Source organism: Microbacterium soli (assembly GCF_039539005.1).
Lineage (GTDB): Bacteria > Actinomycetota > Actinomycetes > Actinomycetales > Microbacteriaceae > Microbacterium > Microbacterium soli.
The window spans coordinates 1,192,642-1,213,368 of record NZ_BAABCP010000001.1; the positions used below are offsets into that span (position 1 = coordinate 1,192,642).

Sequence of the window (20,727 nt, forward strand, 5' to 3'; positions counted from 1 at the left end):
CGTCTTCTCCCTCATCAGCCGAGTTTCGGATCCCGGACATCGCGCAGCCAGTCGCCGAAGATGTTCAGGGAGAGCACCGTCAGCACGATCGCGACACCGGGGAAGGTCGCCACCCACCAGGCGCGCACCAGGTAGTCGCGGCCGGTGGCCAGCATCGTCCCCCAGCTGGGCACATCCGGCGGGACGCCCAGTCCCAGGAACGTCAGGGACGCCTCGGCGACGATCACGACGCCGACCTGGAGGCTGGCGAACACGAGGAGCGAGGGGATCACGTGCGGTGTGATGCGCCGCATCATGATGTACCAGCCGTTCGCTCCGGCGGCCTGCGAGGCGAGGACGTACTCCCGGTTCCGCAGGCTCAGCACCTCGCCCCGCACGAGGCGGGCGTACAGGGCCCAGCCGGACACGCCGAGGGCGACGATGATGCTGCCGAGCCCGGGGCCCAGCGCGATGCGCAGCACGAGCGCCATGAGGAAGAACGGCATGACGATCGTCACATCCACGGCCCGCATGATGATCGTGTCGATCCAGCCGCGGTAGTACCCCGACAGCACCCCGAGCAGCAGCCCGATGCCGAGCCCCAGGACCACCGCGGACAGCGCCACGGTGAGCGAGATCCGCGTGCCGTGGATCACGCCGCTGAGCACATCCCGGCCGAGAGCATCAGTCCCCAGCCACCGGTGGTGCCCCTCCGCGTCGACGCTCCCCGGCGGCATGAGGCGCATCGAGAGATCCTGCTGGTTGGGGTCGAACGGGGCGATGAGGTCCGCTCCCAGAGCGGAGATCACCACGACGACGATGATCACCACCGAGAAGATCGCGCCCGGATTCCTGCGCAGTTGGACCAGTGCGGCGCCGAAGGCGCTCTCGGGCTCCGCCCTCTTCTTGGTGCGCGTGGCGGTGTCAGCTCTTTGCGACATCACGGCTCCTCGGGTCGATCAGTGTGTACAGGACGTCGACGATCAGCGAGGTGATCACGACCAGGATTCCGATGAGGATCACCGTCGCCTGGATCAGGGTGAAGTCGAAGGTGTTGATCGATCGGATGAGCAGCCATCCGAGTCCCGGCACCGCGAAGATCGTCTCGATGATGATCGAGCCCGAGATCAGCGTGGCCGTCTTCAGACCGACGACGGTGACGACGGGGATGAGGGCGTTGCGCAGCACGTGCACGACGGTCGCCCGAGCCGGCCCCGCCCCCTTCGCGTACGCGGTGCGCACATAGTCCTCCTGCGCCGCTTCGAGCATGGAGGATCTCGTCAGCCTGGTGACGTCGGCGACCACCATCACGCTGAGCGCGACCGTCGGGAGCACGAGCTGCCCCCACGTTCCATAGCCGGAGGCGGGGAACCAGTGCAGGCCCACGCTGAAGATGATGATCAGCATGAGGCCGAACCAGAAGTTGGGCATCGCGCGGCCGAGAGTGGCCAGCGCGGTGGCGACGATGTCGATGAGCTTCCCGCGGCGCAGCGCGGCGACGACGCCGAGTGCGAGGGCGAGGGGGACGCCGATCACCAGGGAGAGGACGGTCAGGGTCAGGGTCGGGGCGATGTGCGCGAGCACGATCTCACCGGCGGGCTGGTTCTGGGTCATCGACATGCCGAAGTCGAATCGCACCAGACCGGTCAGGTAGTTCCAGTACTGCACGAGGATGGGCTGGTCGAGACCGAATCGCGCACGCAGCGCATCGATGTCATCCCTGCTCGCTTCGGGCGCGACCATCAGCTCGGCGGGATCTCCGACGACGCGGAGCAGGAAGAACACCACGGTGACCAGGAGGAAGACCGTCACGATGGTCTGTCCGATCCGGGTCAGGATGGCAAGAGTGATCTTCATTTCACCTTCAATCGGGTGGGAGTCCGTGGCCGGGGCCACCCGGCCACGGACTCGTTGGCGGGCGTCGGACGTCGCTCAGCCGAGCGGCGTCACTCCGCGCGCTTCAGATCCTTCGCGATGACGTACTGGTCGAGTCGCGGAGAGAACTGGACGCGATCGCTGATGCCGTAGACATCGGGGATCTGGTAGAGGAAGATGAACGGCGCCTCCTCCTTCAGCAGCGCCTGGATCTGCTTGTACAGGTCCTCACGCTTGGTGATGTCCATCTCCTGGCGCGCCTGCTGCGTGAGATCATCGAGCTCCGGGTTGCTGTAGTAGGCCGAGACTCCGCCGGTCTCCAGCGTTCCGTTGATCAGCGAGTCGGCGGAGGGCTCGAGCGCGCCCCACTGCCAGGCGAACAGCGGCGCGACCTCGTTGGCCTCCTGCCCGTCGATGACGACCGAGCGGTAGCTCGGGTGATCGAGGACCTCGATGGTGGCGTCCACGCCGACCTCGGCGAGCTGGGCGGCCAGGGCGTTGATGACCTCTCCCGCGCTGGCGAAGATCTCCTCGCTGAACTGGATGCTCAGCGACAGTCCGTCGCCGTAGCCGGCCTCGGCGAGCAGTTCCTTCGCCTTCTCCGGGTCGTGCGGGTACGGCTTGAGATCGGGGTCGAACCCGGTGAAGTCGGGTCGGAACACGGTGGCCGTGCGGTCGCCGTAACCCTCCATGACGGTGTCCAGGATGAGCTGGACGTCGACGGCGTAGTTCAGCGCCTGACGGACGCGCTTGTCCTGGAGCGCCTCCTCGCCGCCCGGCAGCAGGTTCATGCCGATGTAGGCGATCCGGCGGCCGGCCAGTGCCTCCACGTGCACGCCGTCGGCGGCCTCGAGCTCGGGGATCTGGCCCACGGGCGCGTTCTTGATGATGTCCGCACCACCGGTCTCCAGCTCGGCCGTGCGCGTGGACGCCTCCGGAACCGGCTTGATGATCAGGCGGTCGACCTCGGGCTTCTCACCCCAGTAGTTCGGGTTCGCCTCGAGGACGATCTGCTGACCGGGGACGAAGTCGGCGAGCGTGTACGCACCGGTGCCGATGGGGTTCATCGCGAACTCGCTCTCCGACACGGAGGAGGTGTACTCCGGCGGGACGATGTCCAGCGCGTAGGCCCGCTCCGGGAAGATCGGATCCGGAACGTTGGTGTGGATGCGCACCGTCGTCTCGTCGATGACCTCGGCGGACTCCAGGGTCGGGAACGAGTAGCCGATCCGGGCGACCTCGGCATCCGGGTCCATGATGCGCTCGACGGAGAACTTGACCGCCTCGGCGTCGAAGTGCTCGCCGTTGCTGAAGTCCACGTCGTCGCGGAGCGTGAACTCCCAGGTGGTGTCGTCGATGGCCGCCCATTCGGTGGCAAGCGACGGCAGCGTCTCCTGCAGGTCCGGACTGAGAACGGTCAGGGTGTCGAAGACGTTCATCACGACGTTCGCCTTCTCGTCCGCCCCCGGGGTGTGGGGGTCGAAGTCGGGCGGATCGGCGTTCGCCAGAAGCGTCACCTCGAAGGGTCCGTCGCCGCCGTCCCCGCCCTGCGCCGCCGTCCCCGCACCGGGAGGCGAGCATGCGGCGAGTGCGAGCGAAAGAACAGCCGGTACGACCAGCAGAGCGGACAGCCGCCCAGCGCCAGGTCTCTTCATAAGGTTCTCCAATTCGCTGTGTGTAAGTGTCTGCAGGACCCGTCAAGTGTCGGCAGGCTCCGCATAGTGTCGGCAGTGTCTGCTATTGTCGACAGCGTTCGCCACAGTAGCCGAGTACAACGGCGAGCGCAACGTACCTACTCGGTCATCCACTCCGGAATCGGGCACCACTGCCGCAGCTTCCCGCAGCCAACAGTCAGGAGAGATCCAGTGATCATCGATTTCCACACGCACATCTGGAACGACCAGATGCACGACATCGACACCTTCATCAAAGGCCTCGACGAAGGGGGCATCGACAAGGCCTGCGTGCTCCCGATCGCGCCGTACATGAGCAATGAGGACATCGCGAAGCTCGTCGAGAAGCACCCGGACCGCCTGATCGGCTTCGCCTCGGTCGTGCCGTTCTCGCAGACCACCGGCATCCCGCGCACCGACCCGTCCGAAGAGCTCCGGCACGCCGTCGAGGACCTCGGGATGAAAGGGCTGAAGATCCACCCGCTCATCCAGGGTTTCAAGATCGACGACCCCGGCCTAGTACCCTTGATGACCACAGCCGCCGAACTGGACATCCCCGTCCTGCTGCACACCGGACCGAACATGGGGAAGGCGGGACGAAGCGCCAATGGGAAGGTTGAGTTGATCGAGGATCTCGCCCTGATGTGCCCGAACACGACGATCGTCGCCGGGCACGCCGACCCGTTGGACATCGCCACCCCCTACATGGCCGCCTCCATGCCGAACGTGTACCTCGAGCCGTCGATCTCCTGGACGAAGCGCCACGAGATCCTGCCGAAGCTCGCCGCGCAGGTCATCGAGATCGCCGGAGCGTCGAAGGTGCTCTACGGCACCGACTACAGCATCGGGCGCGGACAGCGCGTCACCGATATCAACGACATGCTCGACGACTGCCACCTGTCCGCCGAGGACCGCGACCTCATCGAGAGCGGCAACGCCCGCAGACTGCTGAAGATATGAGCGAACAGGCCCCTCTCCCCGACGACGACGAGACGGACCTCCCCACCCGGGTGGCCCAGTGGGTCGCCGCCGGCATCATCGACGGTCGCTGGCCCACGGGTCAGCGACTCAACGAGGTGCACATCGCACAGGAGCTCGGGATCTCCCGTGCTCCTGTGCGGGAGGCGCTGCGCACCCTCGGCGAGCAGGGGATGGTCACCTATCAGGCCAGGATCGGCTGCGTGGTCAACGAGTTCTCTCCGAAGACGGTCGAGGACCTCTACGCCGTGCGTGCGGCGATCGAGCGCTGGTGCGTCACCGAGGGCGTATCGCGCCTCACGGACGAGGACATCGAGCAGATGGAGCGCTACCTGATCCCGATGGAGTCGGCCTGGGTGCGCCGGGACTACCCCGCCTTCTACACGCATGCCTGGGCGATGCGCGAGATCATCCACGCGCGCAGCGGCAACGAGGTGGCCGTCACCGAGATCCGCAAGCTCCGCTCCCGGCTCCACCAGCTCCCGCTCGTGCTCCACAGCATCCCCGAGCACAGCGAATGGGTCCTGCGCCGTCACCAGGACATCGTGACGGCGGCCCGGGCGAGGGATGCCGAGGCCGTGGCCGACATCATCGTCGAGATCCTCACCGCGGCCGGACGCTATGTCCGCGAAGCATACGAGGACCGGTTCACGGGCCCTGTGGAGAACCGGCCCCGCCCCCGGCCCGGCGCCGCGGCAGAAGACCTGCCGAAGCCGCAGGTCTTCTACGGGCTCTGAGTCTTCTTCACTCCGCGCCCAGGGCGGAGGTCAGCCCCGCACTGGCGCGACGATCGTGCCGGCCCGTGACTGGTACGCCATCCCGATGCGGAAGCAGGTGTCGTCACGCCAGTGCGGGGCGATGATCTGCAGTGCCGTCGGCATCCCGGTGCTCGGCCCCGCTCCGCTGGGAACAGTCAGTGCAGGATGCCCTGAGATGTTGAAGATCGAGGTGTTCCTGGCCACCACGTCGGCGAGCGGCATCATCCGTCCACCCAGTGTGACCGCATCCTCCTCCTCGAAGGGAGCCACCACGGCCGAGGTCGCGCACACCAGCGCGTCCACCCCGTCGAACAGCGCCGTCGCGCCCTGCGCGAGGAGCGATCCGAGTCGGAGCGCGTGGATGTAGTCGACCGCCCGCAGCCGCGATCCGCTCTCCAACAGCTGTGCGAACACCGGGCCGTAGCCCGGTCGGGACGGGTCGTGCAGTGCCGCCGACTCGGCATCCACGAGCACTCTCTTGATCGCATCGGGATTGATGCGGTCGACCAGAGGGAACTCCACGGGGACGAGCCGGGCGCCGAGACCGCCGAGCACGGCGATCGCCTCCTCGGTCGCCGCCGCGACCTCGGTGTCGACCAGCTGGAACCAGCCGCCGAGGACTCCGATCGTCATGCCCTCGAGCGGATGTGGGCCCTCCTCGCCGACATCTGCAGCCCATACGGGTTCGCCGGCGAGGTGACCGAAGACGGCGGCCGCCGCGATGACGGTCTGCGTCAGCGTGCCGGTGTGATCCAGATGCCAGCTCAGCGGCGGCACACCCTCGGTGGGAACTCGCCCTCTGGTCGGCTTGAACCCGACGGCGCCGCACCAGGCCGCGGGCACCCTGATCGAGCCCCCGCTGTCCGTCCCGAGCGCGAGCGGGAGCAGGCCCGCGCCGATGGCGGATGCCGACCCCGAGGACGAACCACCGGAGCGGCGACGTGGATCCCAGGGATTGCGGGTGCGGGCGTTCGGCCCCGACGCGAACTCGTAGGTGGCGAGCTTCGCGACGAGGATCGCTCCGGCCGCACGCAGGTTCCGCACCACACGGGCGGTGATCTTCGGACGGTATCCGGTGTATGCGGGCGAGCCGAAGGTCGTGGGCGTTCCCTCCACCTGGATGACGTCCTTCACCCCGAACGCCAGTCCCTCCAGAGGGCGCGCAACTCCTTCGGCGAGGCGACGGCGGGAGTCGGCGGCAGCCTGCCGGGCTTCCCGCCCGAAGAGCTCCTCGACCGCCCCCATCGCTCGCCCAGCGCCCTCCAGATTCGCGAGGACCGCCTCGATCTCCGCCACGGGATCGGCGATCGCGGGCAGCGGCGGCGCTTCCCATCCGCGCATGCCCGCAGGGCGAGGCGGCACTGAGCGATCGAGCGCGGTGACGGGTTCGGGGAGGAGCTCGAGCGGATGGTCCCGAAGGGACGCGACATCGTCATCGACACGGGGCGGCTTCATGTCATGGACCTCCGCTTTCACCTCGACACCGGATCACGCTCGATGACCGCACGGGTGTCGACAGTTTATCTGAGTGTCGACACCCAACGAGACAGAGACTCGACGGAGCCTCAGGACCTTCATGGCGGTTGCGGATAACCTGGTCGGGCTCGACGAGAGGAGTCGGCCCGACCGAGCCACCATGACCACCCTGATCACCCGGGTGAAGAGCAGACTCTTCATCCGCTCGTCGCAGAAGTCGATGCACGCGCTCGACGGCGCCTACGCGTCCCTGCTGCGCGGGCGCAGCCTCGACTTCGAGGACCTGCGCCCCTACGAGTACGGCGATCAGGTGCGAGACATCGACTGGCGCGCGACGGCCAGGCACGGTGAGCCGCTCATCAAGCGCACGAGGGCCACCCGTCGACACACCGTGCTGTTCCTCGTCGACACCGGCCGCGGCATGCAGGCGCTGGCCGAGGACGAGCGGCCCAAGAGCGAGCTGGTCGTGCTGCTGGTCGGCGCGCTGGGACTGCTCACGGTGCGCCACGGAGACGACTTCTCGGTGATCCACGGGGATGCCGGCGGCATCCGCCGCCTCCCGCCGGGAGGCACGGAGGGGTCGCTCGAGCAGGCGCTGCGCACGCTGCGCGGCACCATCGACGCGAGCACCGCTCCCAGCGATCGGGATGCGGTGCTGGCCTGGACCGCGCGCCACGTGCCCCGCCGGTCGATCGTCGTGATCGTCACCGACGAGGCGCCGTTGACCGCCGACACCGACCGACTGCTGCGTCGACTGCGAGTGCAGCACGACGTGCTGTGGCTGACGGTGCGCGATGCCCGGATCGTGCCGGCGGAACGGTCCGCGGGGGCGTTCGACCGGCTCGTCGACCCCTCGCCGCCCCGCACCGCCCCCGTCCGCCGCCGCGATGTGGACAGCGGCTGGAGCGTCCCCGACTTCGTGTACGGCGACACCGGAGTGATGGCGGAGCTGGCCGCGCAGGAGGCAGCCGACACCGCCCGGCGCCACCAGGTGCTGCGGCGTCACGAGATCACGCATGCCGAGTTCGACGGGCAGGATGCCGCGGTGCCGACACTGCTGACGATGCTGAACCGGAGATCGCATGCCCGCCTCTGACGAGCTCTACCCCCCAGTTCAGTACACCGGCGGGTGGATCCTGTTGGCCATCGGCATCCTGCTGGTGCTGGCCGCCGGGGCCTGGCTGCTGATGGCGCTCACCCGCCCGCGGCGCAGCATCACCCTGCGCGGCGCGCCCGCCCTCGCGCCTGCGCCCGCCGCGATCCTGGATCGGCTGAGAGTCGAGCACCTCGCCGAGGTGCAGCGCATCGAAGACGAATACCGATCCGGGAGGATGAATCCCAAGCGCGCGAATCTCGAGCTCAGCAGGCTCGTCCGCGGATTCGTGAACGAGTACTCGGGTCTCGAGGCCCCCGTCCTCGCGCTCGACGATCTCGTCGCTCGCGGGGTGAGCCCCGCCCTCCTCGACGCGATGCGCAGGCACTACTACCCCAGCATCTTCCAGCGCGGTCCGGCGATCGACCCGGCGCGCGGTGCCGAGGCCGCCCGCATCGTCATCAGAAGCTGGCGCTGAGGGGTGGCGAGATGACGCTGAACACATGGTGGATGCTCCTCGTCGCCGTCGGCATCCTCCTGGCGGCCGTGCTGATCGGCATCCTGCTGGGGTTGCGCAGCCGCAGCAGGGCCGAGAGCGCCCCGGCCGCGCTCGTCTCCCGCGCCGAGCGCCTGCGTTCCCTGCCCTCCTTCCGGACCTCCGTGCGCCGCCGCATGGGCGTGCTGTCCGGCGTCCTCGCCGTCGGGGCGGTCGCCGTGCTCCTGGGAGGGCTCGTGGCCGCGCGCCCCCTGTCGCCCAGGACCATCCATCCTGTCGACACCAGCCGCGACATCATGCTGTGCCTGGACGTGTCCGGGTCGATGTCCGAGGTCGACGTCGAGGTGCTGAACGTGTTCGAGAAGCTGCTGGAGGGCTTCCGGGGCGAGCGGATCGGCCTGACCATCTTCAACAGCTCGCCCGTGCAGGTCTTCCCCCTCACCGACGACTATCCGTTCATCAAGGAACAGCTGCAGAGCATCCGCTCCAGCTTCTCCTACCTGGACGAGACGCCCGAGCACTGGGTGGGCACACTCAACGGACCGGGCTCCTCGCTCATCGGCGACGGCCTGGCCGCCTGCACGCTGCGCTTCGACCACGCCGACTCCGAGCGCAGCCGCTCGGTGATCCTCGCCACCGACAACGAGCTCGTGGGCGCCTCGATCCTCACGATCGAGGAGGCCGCCCGGTTCGCCGCCGCGAAGCACGTGCGCGTGTTCGCGCTGAATCCCGTGCAGGGGAAGGACGCCGCCGTCAGCGCCCAGCTCTCCGACGCCGCCCGGCTGACCGGTGGGCAGTCCTACGCGCTGCGGGACACGACCAGCGTCTCCGACATCATCACCGAGATCCGGAAGCAGGAGGCGCGGGCATTGCAGGGGCAGGCGCAGGTGGTGCGGGTGGACAGCCCCGGCCTGCCGATCGCGCTGACCCTCGTCGCCGTCCTCGGCTTCCTGGTCCTGCTGTGGAGGGTGCGACTGTGATCCTCCAGCCCGTCCTGCATCCGGTCCTGCTCGTGCTGCTGTGCGCGGCGCCCGCGGTGATCGTCGTCCGCGCACTCATCACGGGTTCGCCCGGGAAGGGGTCGGGCGCCGGGGGACCCGGCAGGCCGATCTGGGCGCTGCGCCTGGGGATGATCGTCGTGGTGTTCGCTATGCTGCTGCGCCCCGGCATCCCCGGCGGCACCTCGCAGACCCTCGCGACCGACACCGACATCGTCATCGTCGTCGACACCACGGCGAGCATCATCGCCGAGGACTGGGACGGGGACCGACCCCGTCTGACCGGCGTGCGCGCGGACGTGCAGGCGATCGTCGAGGAGTACCCCGGCGCACGGTTCGCCCTGATCAGCTTCGACGCGGCGCCGCAGCTGCGGCTGCCTCTGACGACGGATGCCACCGCACTGGTGTCCGCGTTGGACGTGATGGCGCCGGAGATCACCGACCGGTCGCGGGGCTCGTCGATCAGCATCGCGAACCGGATGCTGGCGCAGACCCTCTCCGCCGCCGCGCAGGCGTCGCCGGACCGCAGCCGCATGGTGTTCTACCTGGGTGACGGAGAGCAGACCGCATCCCGCGGTCCGGAGTCCTTCGCGAGCAGCGCGACGTTCATCGACGGCGGATCCGTGCTCGGCTACGGCACCGCCGAGGGCGGACCCATGCAGAGGACCATGGGCCGTGCCACGACGGACTCGCCGCCCCCGGAGTACATCGAGTACCAGGGCGCGCGCGCCCTGTCGGTGATCGACGAGGACAACCTGAACGCGATCGCCGGGCAGCTGGGCGTGCCGTACCAGCATCGTTCGGCGGATGCCGAGATCACGCTGCCGGAGGCCCCCACCCGGACCACCGACTACACGGCATCCGGAGAGGTCGGCAACGTCATCGAGTTGTACTGGGTACTCGCTCTCGTGCTCATCGTCCTGGTCGGCGTCGAGATCGCCCGCGCCACGATGCTCATCACCCGCCTGCGCGGACTGACCCGCCCCGTGAACGGAGGCGGACGATGACGACCCCCGTGAATCCGACCCCGGCCGACGCCGCAGCGGCACTGCTGGCCGCGAACAGGCGGCGCCGCAGCATCCGCCGCCGGCTGGCCATCGGCACCCTGCCGCTGACCCTGGCCGCGCTGCTGCTGACCGGGAAGCTGCTGAGCATGTACGCGTTCGCGCACCAGTCGGTGAGCTCGTTCCTCGTCGGCGGGTACGCGGAGTCGGAGGATGCCGCGCGCGCCCTCGACATCCTGAACTGGTTCGAGACGTTCAAGGCGCCCTACGACATCGGCACGGCGCTGGCCGGTGCGGACCGGCTGCCCGAAGCGCGCGCCGAGCTGGAGCGCGCGCTCCCGGATGCCGCCGGACTGGACGTCTGCTACGTGCGCATCAACCTGTCGCTCGTCATCGAACGGCAGGGCGATGCGGCCCAGGCCGAGGGCGACGGCGCCCGCGCGGCCGAGCTGTACGGGCAGGCACTGCAGATCACCGTCGAGACACCGGAGGAGTGCCGCAGCGAGGATGCCCGGAACCAGTCCCCCGACCCGAACCGGGACATGAGCGACACCCTGGACGAGAACCGGCAGCGCCAGCAGCAGAAGCAGCAGCAGAACGGGCAGGCGCCCGAGCCCCGTCCGGACCGGAGCGCGCAGGAGCCGCAGGACCAGCCCTCGCAGAGCGACCTCGACGACATCGAGAAGAAGCTCGGCGAGGGTGCGCAGGAGCGCGAGGACCTGCTGGGCGGCTCCGACGGCGACGGCGGAGGGACGGACAGGCCGTGGTAGAGCAGCAGCGCGGCAGATACCTGGGCGGCTCCGACGGCGCCCCGCCCCCTCCCCCGCCGGGCGGCTATCGCGGCGCCCGGCGGGTACCCGAGACGGCATATGCCACAGGTGGCATGATCCCGGCATCCGCTGACGTCGTGTACCGGGCCGAGCCCGAACCGCAGAAGCGGACCGTCAGCACGCTGGGGCTGATCGCCCTCTCGGCGACCGTGCTGTTCGTGTTGACGATGCTGCTGATGATGGGGGCGGGCGGGACGGATGCCCTGTACGGGACGACGATGATCGTCCTCCAGCTCATCGTGCTGGGCGCCGTCGTCGCGGCCGTGCTCACTCCGCGCGGGCGTATGCTGGGCACCGTCGCCCTCGCCGTGACCCTGGTGTTCAACGTGGCGACCGTCGGCGCGATGGGCGCGCTGCGCTCGGCGGCGACGCATGCCTACAGCGGCACGAAGTCCGCGAAGCAACTGCACGACGAGGCATACCCCGGCATCAGGGACGTGTCCGACGCCAGCGTGCTGAGCGCTCCGTCGCTGGAGCAGACCCAGGTCGCCGGCGACCGGCTCATGGCGGAGGTGCGTGAGCGCCTCTCACGCGAGTTCGGCTTCACCTGGGTGCCGTCCGGTGCCATCGACGTCGGCCCCGAGCGCAACGGCTACGGCGGAGAGTCGATGCTCAAGAGGTACGCCTCCGTCGTGTGGACGACCGAGCAGCCCGTGCACGACACGGCCCGCAAGAGGGAGGTCATGCGCGCCATCGACGGTGTGCTGGCCGAGCAGCGGCTCATCATGCCGCTGTACCCGCTCAACGAGCCCGGCAACGGCATCTCCGACGACATGGTCGCCAAGCTGTACGGCTCCCGCGACCCCGCCGCCCAGCACACCTGGGAGTACTACGCGGGCGCCTACCCCGACCCGCTGCGCTTCTACGCGTACGCGTACGACCTGTCGAAGGATCCCACCGGCGAGTTCCGCATCCAGCGCGAGGCCATGCACCGGCAGACCGGCGAGCCGCTCGAGGGCATCCAGCTCGCGGTGTTCGCCCGGCAGGTGCTGTCCGACGCCGACCGCGCGGAGTTCGAGGAGCGGCTGCGGGATTATCCGGGATACTGAGCGGGCCACGGTGGCCTACGCTTACTGCGGGCCGGACACTGCCGGCCCGCGCCCGAACCCGGCAGAGAGGAATCCGCGTGGCAGAGGAACAGGGCACGGCACGACGGACGGCGACGCTGCTCGCGATCGACGCCGGGCAGACCGGCATCAAGACGCGGCTGATCAGCGCCGACGGCCGCTCGATCGAGGCGCTGTTCCCCGGCATCCTCACCGACCGGCCGTTGCCACCGCAGCTCGCCGAGGTCGTCGCATCCGTCGGAGGCTCCCCCGACACGGTCACCTTCGGCGTCTCCGGACTCACGGACGCGGATGCCGAGGCATCCGCCCTGCTCTCCCACCCGGCGCTCGCGGGCGTGCGGCGGGTGGTCGTCACCCACGACTCCGTCACCTCGTTCCTGGGCGTGCTCGGCGACCGGCAGGGCGCCGTGGTCGCCGCCGGGACCGGGGTGGTCACCCTCGGGGTGGGTCCCGCCCACTCCACCCGCGTCGACGGGTGGGGCTACATCATGGGCGATGCCGGCAGCGGCTACTGGATCGGCCGTGCGGCGCTGGATGCCGTCATGCGCGCCCACGACGGACGCGGGCCCGCCACGTCGCTGACCGCCGTGGTCCGGGACCGCTGGCCCGACCTCGAGACCGCGTACGTCTCGCTCCAGGCATCCGAGGACCGCGTGCGCACCGTCGCGTCCTTCGCCGCCGCGACCGCCCGGCTCGCCGCAGCGGGCGATGACGTGGCCACGGCCATCTGCCGCGAGGCCGGCCGCGAACTCGCGCTGGCGGCGACGACGGCACTGCGCGTGACCGATGCGCCGGGCGACGCCGCCGTGGGCGCGGTCGGCGGGGTGTTCGGGTCGGAGCTCGTGCGCACGGCCTTCGAGGTCGCCGTGCGTGCGGAACGACCGGATGTCCGGTTCGTGCCGCCCGCCGGGACGGGCCTCGACGGCGCCGTCTCCCTCGCGGGGCTCAGTGCCCGGCATCCGCTCCGCGAGCGCTTCGCGGACCTGCGCCGCTGACGCCCGCCCGGGCCGTCCCGCGGGCGGGGCAACGCGGGCAGGGCGACACGCCGCGCGCCGATACACTGGAACCCATGTCCAAGGTGCTCCAGTCCCTCCCCGTCGGCGAAAAGGTCGGCATCGCGTTCTCCGGTGGTCTCGACACCTCCGTCGCCGTCGCGTGGATGCGCGAGAAGGGCGCCGTGCCCTTCACCTACACGGGCGACCTGGGGCAGTACGACGAGGACGACATCGCGTCGATCCCCGGACGCGCACTGGAGTACGGCGCCGAGGCATCGCGCCTGGTGGATGCCAAGACCGCCCTGGTCGAGGAGGGATTCGTCGCGCTGAGCTGCGGCGCCTTCCACATCCGGTCGGGCGGCAAGACCTACTTCAACACCACTCCGCTGGGCCGCGCCGTCACCGGCACGATGCTCGTGCGCGCCATGCGCGAGGACGGCGTGGAGATCTGGGGCGACGGCTCCACCTACAAGGGCAACGACATCGAGCGGTTCTACCGCTACGGCCTGCTGGCCAACCCTCGCCTGCGCATCTACAAGCCGTGGCTCGATGCGGACTTCGTCACCGAGTTGGGCGGACGCCAGGAGATGAGCGAATGGCTCGTCGAGCGCGGCTTCCCGTACCGCGACTCCGCCGAGAAGGCGTACTCCACGGATGCCAACATCTGGGGCGCCACGCATGAGGCGAAGACCCTCGAGCACCTGGACGTCTCGCTCGAGACCGTCGACCCGATCATGGGCGTGAAGTACTGGGACCCGTCCGTCGCGATCGACGCCGAGGACGTCACGGTCACATTCGACGGCGGCCGCCCCGTCGCGCTGAACGGCGTCGAGTATGACGACCCGGTGGCGCTGGTCATGGAGGCCAACACGATCGGCGGCCGGCACGGCCTGGGCATGAGCGACCAGATCGAGAACCGCATCATCGAGGCGAAGTCGCGCGGCATCTACGAGGCCCCCGGCATGGCGCTGCTGTTCATCGCCTACGAACGCCTGGTCAACGGCATCCTCAACGAGGACACCCTGGCCACCTATCACGAGCAGGGCCGGCGCCTGGGCCGGCTGATGTACGAGGGTCGCTGGCTGGAGCCGCAGTCGCTCATGCTGCGCGAGTCGATCCAGCGCTGGGTCGGCTCCACGATCTCGGGCACGGTCACGCTGCGCCTGCGCCGCGGGGACGACTGGACCATCCTCGACACCGTGTCGCCGAACCTGTCCTACGGCCCGGAGAAGCTGTCGATGGAGCGCGTCGGGGATGCGGCCTTCGGCCCGGTGGACCGCATCGGCCAGCTGACCATGCGCAACCTCGACATCGCGGACTCGCGCTCCCGCCTGGAGCAGTACGCCGGCCTCGGCCTGGTCGGCGGCGCGACGGGCGAACTGGTCGGCAAGGTCACCGCCGGGGGGGCCGCCGAGATCGCGGCATCCGAGACCGCCGACGAGCAGCTCGCGGGGGCCGTGGATGCGGCATCCGAGGGCGCCGCCTTCGACACCGGCACCGACTGACCCTGCCCTGTCAGCCCCGCCCTCTGCCCTGTCAGCCCCGCATGGCCCCGCCCGACCCGGCCCCGGGCCTGTCGCACTCCCCGGCCACTGTTGCGTTTATCGGCCAGCTTCACCAGATCCGGCCGCTATACGCAACTGTGGCGGCCGGGCGGATGCTGGGGACGGGGCGGATGCTGGGGGGCAGGGCGGATGCTGGGAGTCTGCCGAGACAACTTGCACATAATTGTGCAGGTTAATTAGCCTGAAGGCATGAACCGTGCATCTCGTGCTGACGCGCAGGCCAACCGCGCCGGTATCCTCGACGCCGCGCGCGCCGAGCTCGCACAGGACCCGCGCGCGTCCGTGGATGTCATCGCGCGCCGAGCAGGGCTGAGCCGCCGCACGCTGTACGGGCACTTCGACGACCGAGAGGCACTGATCCGCGAGCTGATCTCGACAGGCGCTCAGCGCTTCAACGCCATCGCCACGTCGATCACCGACACGGACGCCCGCCTCGCACTGGCCCGCCTGGCCGCACGACTGTGGCGCGAGGCCGCGCACGTGCAGCTCGCGGCCTCGCTCGCACTGGACGAGGCGCATGTCGAGCACACCGCTGCCGCCCTCGCGCCGCTGCGCCGCGCGGTGGCCGAGCTCGTGCGCCGGGGTCAGGACGACGGCAGCTTCCGCACCGACCTCGCCGCCCCCACCCTCGCCCGTCTCATCGAGGAGATGGCCCGTACCGTCGTCACCCGCACAGACGCGGCGAGCGCGAACGCCGACCTCGCGGTCCGCACCGCGCTGAGCCTCGCGGGGCTGTCCTGGCGCGAGGCGGATGCCCTGCTGGCCGCCCATCCCGGCATCACGGACCCAGGCGCCACGGAGCCCCCCGCATGAGCGCTCGCGCGCGAACCAACCCGGCCTCACAGGCCACCGCGACGCCCACCGCATGGACGGTGTTCCGCCGCGACCTGGGCCGGCTCGCGCGCGTCAGCAAGGCGTGGATCATCATCATCGGCGTGATCGTCACGCCCTCCCTGTACGCATGGTTCAACATCGTCGCGTTCTGGGATCCCTACTCCCACACGCAGCACGTGAGCGTGGCCATCGTCAACCAGGACGAGGGCGCGTCGTCGGACCTCACCGGCAGTATCGACGTGGGCGACGAACTGGTCGACGAGCTGAAGCAGAACGACCAACTCGGCTGGACCTTCGTCGAAGAGGATGAGGCGATGGATGCCGTGCGCAGCGGCCGCAGCTACGCCGCCATCATCATTCCGCCGGACTTCAGCCGCGACCTGCTCAGCGTCACCTCCGGCGAGCTCACCCGCCCCGACCTGAGGTATTACGTCAACGAGAAGGCGAACGCGATCGCCCCGAAGATCACCGACGTCGGCGCCTCCACTCTCGACACCCAGATCAACGGCACCTTCGTGTCGGTGGTCTCGAAGGCGGTCACCGAGCAGCTGAAGGGGGTCGGGGCGGATGTCGAGGACCGCCTCGGCGATGCGCGCGACGGCTCGGTCGCCGCGCTCGACGATGCCGTCGCGAAGGTCACGTCCGCGCGCGGACGCCTCGTCGAGCTGCAGAACGGGCTGACGGATGCCCAGAATCGTCTCGACAGCGCCGCGGGCACCCTCGGCAGGGTCGACAAGACGCTCGGTGACGTGCAGACCGCGATTGCGCAGGCGCAGGCCCTCGCCGCCGAGGCCCAGCAGGAGCTGCTCACCGTGACCGACACGGTCACCTCCGCGTATGTGAAGGGTGCGACGCTCATCGCCGACGCCTCGGCGAAGACGAACGCCTCGATCGCGTCGCTGTCGGCCGGGCTGCAGCAGGCGAACGCAGCGGTCGGCACCGCGATCGACGACGTGTCGGCCGTCATCACAGCGAACGGTGCGGCGCTCGACGAGCTGCAGTCCGTGCTGGATCAGACCGATCCCGGCTCCGAGGCCGCGCAGAAGCTCCGCCAGGTCATCGACGACCTCACGCAGCGCAATGCCGCCGACCAGCAGGTGCTCGACCGGCTGAAGACACTGAACGGCGACGTCGCGGACACGATCGACTCGGTCAAGGCCGCGGCCGACACCATGAACGCGGCGACGGAGCAGGCGGCGACCTCGGCCGGCGCCATCCGCGATGCGCTGACGAAGAGCGTCCCCGAACTCAACCGTGCGATGTCCGCGCTGTCCGCCGGTGCCGACGGCTTCTCGGCGGCGCTCGGTGCGCAGCGCTCCCAGGTCACGCAGGCACAGCACCTGCTCGCGGAGCTGAAGACCCAGCTGGCGTCGACCACCACGGCGCTCGGCGGGCTGGACGGCAACCTCGCGACCGCGGAGGAGGGTCTGACCGGCGTGCGCACCGACGTGCTGGCGCTCAGCACCGCCGACGTGTGGGACGGACTCAGCACCATCACCGGGCTCGATCCCGAGCAGATCGCCACCTTCATGGCCTCACCCGTCGAGGTGCATGAGAACGCCATGTTCCCGACCAAGGCGTACGGCTCCGCGATGGCCGCGCTGTTCACGAACCTCACCCTGTGGATCGGCGCGTTCGTGCTCGTGGTGATCTTCCGCCTCGAGGTCGACACCGAGGGTGTCGAGGGCATCTCGGTGCGTCAGGCCTACCTCGGGCGCTGGATGCTGTTCGCCGCGATCGGCGTGTGCCAGGCCGTGCTCGTCTCGGTGGGCGATCTGCTCATCGGCGTGCAGACCGCCGATGCGTTCGCGTTCGTGGGCACCAGCGTGCTCATCGGCCTGGCGTTCCTCAGCATCATCTACGCGCTCTCGGTGTGCTTCGGGTATGTGGGCAAGGGCATGTGCATCCTGCTGGTGATCTTCCAGATCCCCGGGGCATCCGGTCTGTACCCGATCGAGATGATGCCGGACTTCTTCCGCGGGCTCTACCCGTTCCTGCCCTTCACCTACGGCATCGATGCCCTGCGCGAGACCATCAGCGGGTTCTACGACGGCGCCTGGTGGCGGGCCATGGGGACGCTCGCGATCCACGTCGTGCTGGCGTTCGCGCTCGGGCTGTTCCTGCGCCGCAGGATCGGCAACTTCGCCCTGCTGTTCAACCGCAGGCTGTCGGAGAGCCGGCTGCTGGTGAGCGAGGACGTGCAGATCACCGGCCGCCGCCGCACACCGCAGATCATCCGCGCCCTGACCGACGGCGACGGTTACCGCGCCCAGATCGCGGAACGCGCGCGCAGATTCACCGAGCGGTACCCGACCCGGCTGCGCCTCACCCTGATCGTCGGCATCGCGGTGATGGCCGTGATCGGGGTCGCCGCGTGGCTGCTGCCGGACGCCAAGGCGACGATGCTCGGCCTGTGGGCGCTGTGGTGCCTGATCCTGATCGCCTTCCTCGTCGCCCTGGAGTACCTCAAGCAGAGTATCGAGCAGGCGTCCGAGCTGGGCGAGATGCCGGATGCCGAGCTGCGGCGCGCCCTCGTCGAGGAGGCCACCGGCGGCGCGGCCGTGCTCACCTCCGCGACGGCCGTCGCGTCGACAGGAGAAGCGGATGCCGTGCGCACGGCGGTGCTCGAGATGACGGATGCCGACAGCGCCGACCCGCTGGAGGATCTGTTCGCCCCGGACGCGGAGCCCGGAACCGCGGACGTGGGGGCCGCGGACCCCCGGGCCGTCGAACCGGAGCCCGTCGAACCCGAGCCCGTCGAACCCGAGGACGCCGAGGAGACGGCATCCGGGACCGATGAGGACGCCGCCCGGGAAGGAGGGGAGGACGGATGAGGAACATCCTGCAGGTGCTCCGCTTCGATCTGCGCCGCGCGACGAGCAGCGTCATGGCGGTCATCGTCCTCTTCGGCCTGGTCGTGGTCCCCTCGCTGTTCACGTGGTTCAACGTGATCGCCAGCTGGAACCCGTTCGACAACACCAAGAACCTCAAGGTCGCCGTCGCCAGCGCCGACGAAGGGTATCAGAGCGATCTCGTGCCGATCCGCCTGAACGTGGGCGAGCAGGTGCTCTCCGAGCTGCGCGCCAACGACGAGCTGGACTGGATCTTCACCACGAAGGACGACGCGATCGACGGCACGCGGTCGGGCGAGTACTACGCCGCGATCGTGCTGCCGCCCACCTTCAGCACCGACATGATGACGTTCTACGCGCGCGGTGCCGAGCATACCCGCATCGAGTACTACACGAACGAGAAGAAGAACGCGCTGGCCCCGAAGATCACCGGGCAGGGCGCCGACGAGGTCGCCACCGCCGTCAACGAGACGTTCACCTCGACGCTCAGCGAGGTGGGCCTCGCCCTCATCACCTCGCTGTCGGACTACCTCGACGACGCCGACACCCAGGTCGCCCTGTCACGCCTGCAGTCGCATGTCGGCGAGGTGGCGGCTCAGCTGCGCGCGGGAGCATCGACCGCCGACATGTTCACCGCGCTCGTCGCGTCGAGCCGCCCGCTGGTCGACGGCGCCTCGGGCCTGGCATCCGCCTCCGGCGACGCCCTGCGCAGCGCGACCGGCGCGCTCGGCGACGGCAGGCGGGCCGCGCAGTCGCTGAAACAGGTGCTCTCCTCCACCGCCGCCGCCCTCGGCGACGCCCTCGCCGACACGGTCGACGGCTACCAGACGCTGGCCGGCAGCGTCGACGACGTGTTCGCGTCGATGAACGCGCAGGCGACGAGCGCGGCCGACTCGCTGAAGGCCATCGCAGCACGCGTGCAGACGCAGGTCGATCAGCATCAGCGACTGCGCGACGACCTCGTGGACACCGTGCGTCCGCTGCTTCCCGAGAGCGCGCTGGATGCGTTCGACGCCGCCGTGTCGAGGATCGACGCCGCGATCGCCCGCGAGCAGTCGCTGAAGGATCGTCTGGACGAGGGCGCGACACGGATCGCCGACGGCGACACCGCCGGCCAGGCCGCGCACACCGAGATCTCGAAGCTCATCGCCGAGGCGAAGACGGCGATGCAGGATGCGCGCAGTGCCTACACCGACAGTCTGCAGCCGAAGCTCGACGCCCTCGCCGACACGCTGGCCTCGATCAGCCGCGACGTCGACCGGATCGGCGGCGAGCTGTCCTCCGCCATGCGCTCGCTCACGGGCTCGGGTTCGGTGAGCGGCGCGCTGACGGATGCCGAGGCGCTCACCACCGGCATCTCGCAGTCCCTCACCGACACCGCCGACCGTTTCGACGAGCTCGACGCCGCGCTGTCCAAGGCCATCGACACCGGTGATCTCAGCGACCTGACGAAGGCGATCGGATCCGACCCCGAAGCCCTCGCAGGCTTCCTCGCGGAGCCGGTCGGGCTCACCCGCGTGCCCGTCTACTCGGTGGTGAGCTTCGGCGCCGCGATGACACCGCTCTACACCGTGCTCGCGCTGTGGGTCGGCGCGCTGCTGGCCGCGGTGTCGATCCGGGTCGATCCGCCCCAGGGCGAGGACTCGCCGCTCCCCCCGCTGTCCCCCGCCGAGACGTACCTCGGCCGGTTCGGGATCTTCGCGATCGTCGGCCTCCTGCAGAGTTCGCTGGTGTGCCTGGGCAGCATCCTGTTCACGCAGGTGCAGCCCCAGCATCCGCTCCTGCTGCTCCTGGCCGGCTGGGTGGGCTCCCTGGTGTTCATGCTGGTCATCTACACCTTCGTCGTCGCGTTCGGCAGTGCCGGCAAGGCGCTGGCCGTGCTGCTGCTGGTGATCCAGATCTCCGGGTCCGGCGGCGCCTACCCGCTGCAGGTGCTGCCGCCGTGGTTCCAGGGCATCAGCCCGTTCCTGCCCGCCACCCACGCGGTGAACGCGATGCGCTCGGCGATCGCCGGCATGTATGAGAACGACTACTGGGTGTCGCTGGGCTTCCTGGCGTTGTTCGCCGTGCCGGCGCTGCTGCTGGGACTGGTGCTGCGGCTTCCGCTGATGAACGGCAACCAGAGGATGCTGCAGGCGCTGCACTCCACCAGGCTCCTGTGACGCACGAGCGGCTCTCCCCGCCTCTGACCAGGACATTATCGGACCAGGTGCAGAAATTCCACGACGACGCCCGCGGCTCGGAAGCTCCTCGG

Annotated in this window: 17 protein-coding genes; 13 read left to right on the forward strand and 4 right to left on the reverse strand. The window is 69.5% G+C overall.

Annotated features, from left to right (window positions below; all coding sequences use genetic code 11):
* Positions 1 to 14: 14 nt before the first annotated feature.
* The 3 genes from ABD770_RS05530 to ABD770_RS05540 all read right to left on the reverse strand — a co-directional run bounded on the left by ABD770_RS05530 (position 15) and on the right by ABD770_RS05540 (position 3,509).
* Positions 15 to 920, reverse strand: coding sequence for an ABC transporter permease (locus ABD770_RS05530; RefSeq protein ID WP_344818526.1), 906 nt, complete (start codon positions 918 to 920; stop codon positions 15 to 17).
* The gene (locus ABD770_RS05535) at positions 904 to 1,836 is read right to left on the reverse strand and encodes an ABC transporter permease (protein WP_344818527.1); all 933 of its coding nucleotides are present in this window, start codon (positions 1,834 to 1,836) and stop codon (positions 904 to 906) included. Before ABD770_RS05535 ends, ABD770_RS05530 begins: the two co-directional genes overlap by 17 nt.
* Before the next feature lie 89 nt (positions 1,837 to 1,925).
* Positions 1,926 to 3,509, reverse strand: coding sequence for an ABC transporter substrate-binding protein (locus ABD770_RS05540; RefSeq protein ID WP_344818528.1), 1,584 nt, complete (start codon positions 3,507 to 3,509; stop codon positions 1,926 to 1,928).
* A 210-nt stretch (positions 3,510 to 3,719) separates the two neighbouring features.
* Here ABD770_RS05540 and ABD770_RS05545 point away from each other — a divergent pair, with 210 nt between their 5' ends.
* Both ABD770_RS05545 and ABD770_RS05550 read left to right on the forward strand, forming a co-directional pair.
* Positions 3,720 to 4,487, forward strand: coding sequence for an amidohydrolase family protein (locus tag ABD770_RS05545; protein ID WP_344818529.1), 768 nt, complete (start codon positions 3,720 to 3,722; stop codon positions 4,485 to 4,487).
* Positions 4,484 to 5,242 (forward strand): GntR family transcriptional regulator, encoded by a 759-nt coding sequence (locus ABD770_RS05550; RefSeq protein WP_344818530.1) that lies wholly within the window; start codon positions 4,484 to 4,486, stop codon positions 5,240 to 5,242. The genes ABD770_RS05545 and ABD770_RS05550 overlap by 4 nt, the downstream gene beginning before the upstream one ends.
* Positions 5,243 to 5,272: 30 nt before the next feature.
* On the opposite strand, the gene ABD770_RS05555 is transcribed toward ABD770_RS05550, so the two are convergent.
* Positions 5,273 to 6,718 carry an amidase gene (locus ABD770_RS05555; protein WP_344818531.1) on the reverse strand — a complete coding sequence of 482 codons (1,446 nt, stop codon included), beginning with the start codon at positions 6,716 to 6,718 and terminating at the stop codon, positions 5,273 to 5,275.
* 181 nt (positions 6,719 to 6,899) lie between these two features.
* Here ABD770_RS05555 and ABD770_RS05560 point away from each other — a divergent pair, with 181 nt between their 5' ends.
* The 11 genes from ABD770_RS05560 (at position 6,900) to ABD770_RS05610 (ending at position 20,635) form a co-directional block, all read left to right on the forward strand.
* Positions 6,900 to 7,835: a DUF58 domain-containing protein gene (locus ABD770_RS05560; RefSeq protein ID WP_344818532.1), complete on the forward strand. Its 936-nt coding sequence runs from the start codon at positions 6,900 to 6,902 to the stop codon at positions 7,833 to 7,835.
* Positions 7,822 to 8,310 carry a hypothetical protein gene (locus tag ABD770_RS05565; RefSeq protein WP_344818533.1) on the forward strand — a complete coding sequence of 163 codons (489 nt, stop codon included), beginning with the start codon at positions 7,822 to 7,824 and terminating at the stop codon, positions 8,308 to 8,310. The genes ABD770_RS05560 and ABD770_RS05565 overlap by 14 nt, the downstream gene beginning before the upstream one ends.
* A gap of 11 nt (positions 8,311 to 8,321) precedes the next feature.
* Positions 8,322 to 9,308, forward strand: coding sequence for a VWA domain-containing protein (locus ABD770_RS05570; RefSeq protein ID WP_344818534.1), 987 nt, complete (start codon positions 8,322 to 8,324; stop codon positions 9,306 to 9,308).
* The gene (locus ABD770_RS05575) at positions 9,305 to 10,333 is read left to right on the forward strand and encodes a VWA domain-containing protein (protein ID WP_344818535.1); all 1,029 of its coding nucleotides are present in this window, start codon (positions 9,305 to 9,307) and stop codon (positions 10,331 to 10,333) included. The genes ABD770_RS05570 and ABD770_RS05575 overlap by 4 nt, the downstream gene beginning before the upstream one ends.
* A complete protein-coding gene (locus tag ABD770_RS05580) occupies positions 10,330 to 11,100 on the forward strand; it encodes a hypothetical protein (RefSeq protein ID WP_344818536.1) in 771 nt (256 codons plus the stop codon). The genes ABD770_RS05575 and ABD770_RS05580 overlap by 4 nt, the downstream gene beginning before the upstream one ends.
* Positions 11,094 to 12,209, forward strand: coding sequence for a hypothetical protein (locus ABD770_RS05585; RefSeq protein ID WP_344818537.1), 1,116 nt, complete (start codon positions 11,094 to 11,096; stop codon positions 12,207 to 12,209). Before ABD770_RS05580 ends, ABD770_RS05585 begins: the two co-directional genes overlap by 7 nt.
* Positions 12,210 to 12,286: 77 nt before the next feature.
* Entirely contained in the window at positions 12,287 to 13,222 is a 936-nt protein-coding gene (locus tag ABD770_RS05590; RefSeq protein WP_344818538.1) for an N-acetylglucosamine kinase, read from the forward strand.
* A 74-nt stretch (positions 13,223 to 13,296) separates the two neighbouring features.
* Positions 13,297 to 14,727: an argininosuccinate synthase gene (argG, locus tag ABD770_RS05595; protein ID WP_344818539.1), complete on the forward strand. Its 1,431-nt coding sequence runs from the start codon at positions 13,297 to 13,299 to the stop codon at positions 14,725 to 14,727.
* Positions 14,728 to 14,976: 249 nt separating this feature from the next.
* Entirely contained in the window at positions 14,977 to 15,600 is a 624-nt protein-coding gene (locus tag ABD770_RS05600; RefSeq protein ID WP_344818540.1) for a TetR/AcrR family transcriptional regulator, read from the forward strand.
* Positions 15,597 to 18,455 (forward strand): YhgE/Pip domain-containing protein, encoded by a 2,859-nt coding sequence (locus ABD770_RS05605; protein WP_344818541.1) that lies wholly within the window; start codon positions 15,597 to 15,599, stop codon positions 18,453 to 18,455. The genes ABD770_RS05600 and ABD770_RS05605 overlap by 4 nt, the downstream gene beginning before the upstream one ends.
* Positions 18,452 to 20,635: a YhgE/Pip domain-containing protein gene (locus ABD770_RS05610; RefSeq protein WP_344818542.1), complete on the forward strand. Its 2,184-nt coding sequence runs from the start codon at positions 18,452 to 18,454 to the stop codon at positions 20,633 to 20,635. Before ABD770_RS05605 ends, ABD770_RS05610 begins: the two co-directional genes overlap by 4 nt.
* The last annotated feature ends 92 nt before the right edge of the window (positions 20,636 to 20,727 follow it).

Bases quoted from the DNA above. Each gene is read 5' to 3' on its own strand.
- ABD770_RS05600 (WP_344818540.1), top strand. From the start codon at position 14,977: ATGAACCGTGCATCTCGTGCTGACGCGCAGGCCAACCGCGCCGGTATC.
- ABD770_RS05535 (WP_344818527.1), bottom strand. From the start codon at position 1,836: ATGAAGATCACTCTTGCCATCCTGACCCGGATCGGACAGACCATCGTG.
- ABD770_RS05550 (WP_344818530.1), top strand. From the start codon at position 4,484: ATGAGCGAACAGGCCCCTCTCCCCGACGACGACGAGACGGACCTCCCC.
- ABD770_RS05605 (WP_344818541.1), top strand. From the start codon at position 15,597: ATGAGCGCTCGCGCGCGAACCAACCCGGCCTCACAGGCCACCGCGACG.
- ABD770_RS05565 (WP_344818533.1), top strand. From the start codon at position 7,822: ATGCCCGCCTCTGACGAGCTCTACCCCCCAGTTCAGTACACCGGCGGG.
- ABD770_RS05530 (WP_344818526.1), bottom strand. From the start codon at position 920: ATGTCGCAAAGAGCTGACACCGCCACGCGCACCAAGAAGAGGGCGGAG.
- ABD770_RS05555 (WP_344818531.1), bottom strand. From the start codon at position 6,718: ATGAAGCCGCCCCGTGTCGATGACGATGTCGCGTCCCTTCGGGACCAT.
- ABD770_RS05570 (WP_344818534.1), top strand. From the start codon at position 8,322: ATGACGCTGAACACATGGTGGATGCTCCTCGTCGCCGTCGGCATCCTC.
- argG (WP_344818539.1), top strand. From the start codon at position 13,297: ATGTCCAAGGTGCTCCAGTCCCTCCCCGTCGGCGAAAAGGTCGGCATC.
- ABD770_RS05580 (WP_344818536.1), top strand. From the start codon at position 10,330: ATGACGACCCCCGTGAATCCGACCCCGGCCGACGCCGCAGCGGCACTG.
- ABD770_RS05610 (WP_344818542.1), top strand. From the start codon at position 18,452: ATGAGGAACATCCTGCAGGTGCTCCGCTTCGATCTGCGCCGCGCGACG.
- ABD770_RS05540 (WP_344818528.1), bottom strand. From the start codon at position 3,509: ATGAAGAGACCTGGCGCTGGGCGGCTGTCCGCTCTGCTGGTCGTACCG.
- ABD770_RS05560 (WP_344818532.1), top strand. From the start codon at position 6,900: ATGACCACCCTGATCACCCGGGTGAAGAGCAGACTCTTCATCCGCTCG.